6 protein-coding genes are annotated in these 5,348 nt (G+C 41.2%); 3 read left to right on the forward strand and 3 right to left on the reverse strand.

The window, feature by feature from the left end:
* Positions 1-35 precede the first annotated feature (35 nt).
* Both mutY and Q0507_RS08315 read right to left on the reverse strand, forming a co-directional pair.
* Positions 36-1,133: an A/G-specific adenine glycosylase gene (gene mutY / locus Q0507_RS08310; protein WP_298714979.1), complete on the reverse strand. Its 1,098-nt coding sequence runs from the start codon at positions 1,131-1,133 to the stop codon at positions 36-38.
* A 203-nt stretch (positions 1,134-1,336) separates the two neighbouring features.
* A complete protein-coding gene (locus Q0507_RS08315; protein ID WP_298714981.1) occupies positions 1,337-1,858 on the reverse strand; it encodes an 8-oxo-dGTP diphosphatase in 522 nt (173 codons plus the stop codon).
* Between the two features lie 117 nt (positions 1,859-1,975).
* Here Q0507_RS08315 and Q0507_RS08320 point away from each other — a divergent pair, with 117 nt between their 5' ends.
* The 3 genes from Q0507_RS08320 to Q0507_RS08330 all read left to right on the forward strand — a co-directional run bounded on the left by Q0507_RS08320 (position 1,976) and on the right by Q0507_RS08330 (position 3,842).
* Positions 1,976-2,749 (forward strand): DUF4931 domain-containing protein, encoded by a 774-nt coding sequence (locus Q0507_RS08320; RefSeq protein WP_298714983.1) that lies wholly within the window; start codon positions 1,976-1,978, stop codon positions 2,747-2,749.
* An 85-nt stretch (positions 2,750-2,834) separates the two neighbouring features.
* Complete coding sequence (locus Q0507_RS08325; protein WP_298714985.1) at positions 2,835-3,602, forward strand: metallophosphoesterase; 768 nt, start codon at positions 2,835-2,837, stop codon at positions 3,600-3,602.
* A gap of 9 nt (positions 3,603-3,611) precedes the next feature.
* Positions 3,612-3,842 (forward strand): hypothetical protein, encoded by a 231-nt coding sequence (locus Q0507_RS08330; protein ID WP_298714987.1) that lies wholly within the window; start codon positions 3,612-3,614, stop codon positions 3,840-3,842.
* A gap of 238 nt (positions 3,843-4,080) precedes the next feature.
* Here Q0507_RS08330 and Q0507_RS08335 read toward each other — a convergent pair.
* A partial coding sequence (locus Q0507_RS08335; RefSeq protein ID WP_298714989.1) for an S-layer homology domain-containing protein occupies positions 4,081-5,348 on the reverse strand: 1,268 nt, incomplete at its 5' end.

Genomic DNA, 5,348 nt, shown 5'->3' on the forward strand with positions numbered 1-5,348 from the left:
TATTAAATAGAATTCTCATTCATTGCTCCTACAAATTACTTTGCGATTTCCGTCAATTTACCATGAGGCCCCGCCCAAGCATAGTCGGCAAACTCATCGCGCTTGATGAGCATCCAATCCTTTGGCAATTGAGTGCGGATATCTGCAATCGATATATTGTTAGCGTCCCCTGCGTACGTTAAGTCGCCACGGAATGCTTTCATAAACCATTTTCGATGAGAGAAAATATGTGTTAATTCTTTTACAAGCACTGGTTGTAAGGATAGGTCAAAGTCAAGGGCCTTAACTAATTCCTCGAGACCTCGTTCTCCTTCGTCAAAGGCCGATACCATTTCTACAGATGGAAACTCCCACATAGACCGTAACAGCCCACGATTTGGGCGCTTATGCAATAAGTAATATTCCCCATATTGCAAAATACCTACAAACAGAGGCACCTCGACTACCTTTGTTTTCTTGATGCGCACTGGTAGTTTATCTGTATCCTCATGTTGATAGGCAGCGCACATATTTACAATAGGACATTCCCCACAACGTGGAGTTTTGGGAATGCACACAGCAGAGCCAAAATCCATCAAGGCTTGGTTAAAATCACCAGGTCGATCATGAGGCAAGGTCTCCTCCACGATGGCTGTAATAGTCTTTTTACCCTTAGTGCTTAAAATATCGTCAAAGATGCGATATAGACGAGCATAGATGCGCAATACATTGCCATCTACAGCTACCTCTGGTTCGTTGTACGCCATAGATAGTACGGCCCCAGCCGTATAAGAACCTACGCCCTTTAGGGACTCCATGGTCTTACGATCGTGAGGCACTATACCGCCGTAGTTTTCAACTACGTCCTTCACGCCGAGGCGCAAGTTACGAGCACGGCTGTAATAGCCAAGCCCTTGCCAGGCGTGAACTACCTCGTCTTCGGAAGCCTTTGCCAAATCCTCCAAAGTTGGAAATAGACGCATCCAATTGTCATAATATGGCTTCATAGCCTCAATGCGCGTCTGCTGGCTCATCACCTCGGAAACCCAAATCTTATAAGGGTCCCCACAATCGCGCCACGGCAACTCCCGTTTATGCACATCATACCACGCCAATAGCTGTGGCACCCACTTTGGGTTCTTTTTATCAGTCATATTACCTCAAAACAGTATAAATTACGGAGCATATTACCACTCTCATGGTCATATAGCCCCTTTTTACATTTTAAAATCCACCAAACCATCATTTTGATGTTAGTAATTTTATGTTAATAATTAAATAGGTATACACCAAAATTCGTCGGCATAGTATAAAGAATACCTATATTCGACAATATAACGCAAATAATCTATACGTATCAGCCGTTAATATACAGATCAATGCGCGCCAAGTGTTCGCTTTCAAGAACGGTATCCACAGTGGTCAAGTCCATCTTGTCCACCATGCTATTATCTCGGCCAAACACAATAGGCCCTTTTAATTTCTTTCCTGCTAACAGCATCGGCAACCATCTGCGGTCACCGTCCCACATATGCTCGTATGGAATTTGATTTGGTTCTAGCCAGTGAGGCTCCATTTCATCTGTTTCCTCTACATTACCTGTGAAAGCACGTAAAAAATACACATAGCTTACGTGCGTTAAACTTTCATCAAAAGGAAATTGAAAATCAAAAGCCGCTACACACTCTAAATCTTCGGCACGCCCCTGAAGGCCTGACTCCTCAAACAGTTCGCGAATGGCACACGCTCTGAAACTTTCACCATCATCCAATTTACCACCGAAACCATTATATTTATCGGCCCCAAAACCACGTTTTTTACGACCTAGCAGTATACGATTTTGTTCATCAATGGGAAATACTAGCGTCGTCGGTTTCATGGGACCTCCTTAATCATAAAAATAACACTCTTTTATTATACCATTATTTTATGTACGAATGCCTTAGTTGTGGTATGATTAAGAATATAGATTTTCTTGCAAGGAAGGAGGCACTAGATGAACAAACCACTTAGATTTAATATCGAATTAGGGCGCACAAAGCCCGTCAATATTCGCAATGAACAAGTGCGTTGTCCCTTCTGTGATCGTTCCAAACTAACGGATATTCTCGATACATCAGGTCATATTATATGGCTTATGAACAAATATCCAGTCTTAGAAAAAACTTGGCCTACCGTTATTATTGAAACGGAAACTGACGAAGGCGAATTTTCCACCTTACCTGCAGACGAAGCAGCCCACATTCTCCAATTTGGTCTCGATAAGTGGCGCGAAACTCGTCAGCGTAAAGAGTTTAAATCCGTACTCTTCTTCAAGAATTACGGCTATATGTCCGGCGGTTCTATTCGCCATCCACACAGCCAGATTATAGGCCTTGAGAATTACGATTATCACAAAGATATTACTGTGCAAAACATGGAGGGCTGGCTCTTGCACGAGGATCAGGATGTGCGTATCACCTTATCCACCCATCCAATTATCGGGTTCTTTGAGTACAATATTCGCTTCAAACCAGATGCGCCAGTTCGTGCTGTAGCCCTTCGACTACAGCAAATTTTGCGCTATGTATTGCGTAGTGTAGCCAACTTTAGCCAGTCCTATAATTACTTCGTATATAATCTTGAGGACGGCTATGATTACATCAAGGTAGTAGCTCGTTATGTAACGACGCCCCTCTATGTGGGCTACAAAATTCCTCAAACTTGCGATGAGGAACGAGCTGCTAAAATCATGCACGATATTACGCCTTATTTTCAAGCTACGAAATAGTTCTGATCATATACCGTATATAATTTATATAATAAATTATAATAAATTTATATGGTTTTAATCATACATAATTGAAAGGATTTTTATGAAAGTATTTGCCATCGGCGACCTCCATCTATCTGGCAATCCTCCGACGAAGCCGATGGATATTTTTGGTCCACACTGGAATAATCACTGGACCCGCATCAAAGAACATTGGAATGCCAATGTAAGCGATGAAGATATAGTCTTTCTCGTAGGTGACATGAGCTGGGCTCTCCGCCTCGAGGAAGCGGCGTGCGATTTACAAGAAATTGCATCCATGCCGGGCAAAAAATATATGATTCGCGGCAACCATGATTATTGGTGGGCATCAGCAAACAAGATGCAGAATCTCATGGGCGATGCTATTACCTTTTTACAGGGTCACGGCACTGCAGAAGTCATCCAAACCGAAGAAGGGCTGCGCATTATTGCATTTGGTGGAACACGCGCCTATCTCTGTCCTGGAGACTCACACTTTTCACCAGAAACGGATCAATCCATTTACGAAAGAGAATTAATGCGTACCGAAGCAGCACTACAGGAAATGGATAAGGCAACGGCCTATTTATCATCAACATCTGATTCCATTAGAGATATAGAGAATATTCCTGTAACTAAATTATTGTTGCTACATTACCCTCCATTCAACGAGTCCAACGCCCCTTCCGGTTTTACGGACCTCATGGAACAATATAACGTAGATATCTGCATCTTTGGCCACTTACATGATCAAATTTCCTTTAACCGAATTCCAAAGGAGTTTGGTACGACAAAACTAGAGCTAGTATCTGCAGACTATCTAGACTTCAAACTAAAACAAATCATCTAAGGAGAGACCATGAGTCGCATTCATAAAGAGCATTTACAAGCAGGCTATATCTTTGGTGATACCATCAACCAAGAATATATTTACTTGCCTTCTGGTGAGGTCGGCACGGAGCATCCGTTAGCAGTCCTAGAAACACCAACGAAACGCGAAGATATTACATTGGACGAAGCAGTCCATATGATTGATACATTAACGCTAAAACGTTGTAACCACCCTACACTAGGTAAAAAATCATTTTAATAACATAATTAATAATGCAATTAATTGAATAAAATAGCGGATAGTTGACTATAATCTGCACTCCAGAAAAGAAACATAATTTCTGATTTCTGAAAGTGCAGATTGTTATTAAATCAACTACCCGCTATTTTGATGAAAAGAGGCTGTTTATCACAGCCTCTTTTGTTTTTCTTTAGTTTATAAAAGAACTATTTTGTTGTCTTCCTTTTAGTGTAAAAGGTTATTTCATGACAAGTAATTACTTCGCATTACGCTCGATATGACTACCGTAAACGTCTCTGTAATCATTGGTTTGCTTGTTGTCTTTATTGTTGACACGAAGTCGTTCTACCTTATGACGATCATTGTCTTTACCAGAGATTCGATCTACACGAGTGCGATCTAGGTCATGAAGACAAGCCAATTCAGGATTAAATTCGTTAATTGCGCGCCCCATTTTGCCATCAATTGGTGCACCCAATTGTAAAGCACGGTAAATAATCGCAGCATATTCATAACGAGTCAATGCACGGTCACCTTTAAATTCGCCATCAGGATAGCCTTCAACAAGACCTCTATCAGCCAAAGATTTTACATATTCATAAGCCCAGTGATTAGCTGGTACATCAGGGAAGTTCACATCTTTCATTTCATACTGAGGAGCCATTCCCATAGATGCTTTCATTTGTTGAATTTCTACATTTTGTGCTTTCACAATGGCCTTTAAGTCCTGAACCTCTTTAGCCAAAGCTACTCTGGATGTAGATACGCCATTTTTCTGACCTAATTTCACGGTAACACCGGCATTAACCATGTTTTCACCGTTGCCCATAGAGCCGGCTACGCTGAACATAGTGTCTTCATTTGGTCTGTAGAAAGCGCCTAATGCCATAGCATTTTCACCGGCATAGTTACCGTAACCGGCTGCAAAGTTCCATTTATCATCAGGATCAAAATCCAACGGATGAATTGCCGCTAATGCAGCTGCACCGGCACCAACTTTACCAATTTTTTTATTTAAATGACTCACGCCACTGCTAATACCGTTAGTTGCTTGATACAATTGGCTACCATTAACGGCATCCTTAGATGTAGGGGAAACTTCACCATCAGCTACGTTAGTTATTTTTTTAGAGTTAGCATTTAAACCATTGTCAGAAACATATGTGTTGCCGCCAACAGTCAAACCTTTATTATTGATAACAGTATTACCTGTTGTTACGTTATCTAAAGATAAATTTTTAGCAATATCTACAGTATATTCAGTGCCACCAGTGGCATTTTTATTAGCATTTGTTACAGTAATATTTGAACTGCCAGCCTTTACGGATGCGTCTTTATCATAAGCAGCTTTTATTGCGTCATGTACGGTGGAGGCTCCTGTATCCCCGATGTAAGACATAGTAATCGTCCCATCAGTACTAACCACGGCATTACCACCTAAAATATTCTTAGTAGAACTAGCTACATTTCCCACTGTATTTGCTACTGCATATAATTGACTGCCATTTATAGCATCCGTGCTAT

Origin of the sequence: uncultured Veillonella sp., assembly GCF_938010505.1 — a bacterium.
Lineage (GTDB): Bacteria > Bacillota > Negativicutes > Veillonellales > Veillonellaceae > Veillonella.

Excerpts from the sequence above, each read along its gene's own strand:
- Q0507_RS08315 (WP_298714981.1), bottom strand. The coding sequence starts at position 1,858 with ATGAAACCGACGACGCTAGTATTTCCCATTGATGAACAAAATCGTATA.
- Q0507_RS08320 (WP_298714983.1), top strand. The coding sequence starts at position 1,976 with ATGAACAAACCACTTAGATTTAATATCGAATTAGGGCGCACAAAGCCC.
- Q0507_RS08330 (WP_298714987.1), top strand. The coding sequence starts at position 3,612 with ATGAGTCGCATTCATAAAGAGCATTTACAAGCAGGCTATATCTTTGGT.
- mutY (WP_298714979.1), bottom strand. The coding sequence starts at position 1,133 with ATGACTGATAAAAAGAACCCAAAGTGGGTGCCACAGCTATTGGCGTGG.
- Q0507_RS08325 (WP_298714985.1), top strand. The coding sequence starts at position 2,835 with ATGAAAGTATTTGCCATCGGCGACCTCCATCTATCTGGCAATCCTCCG.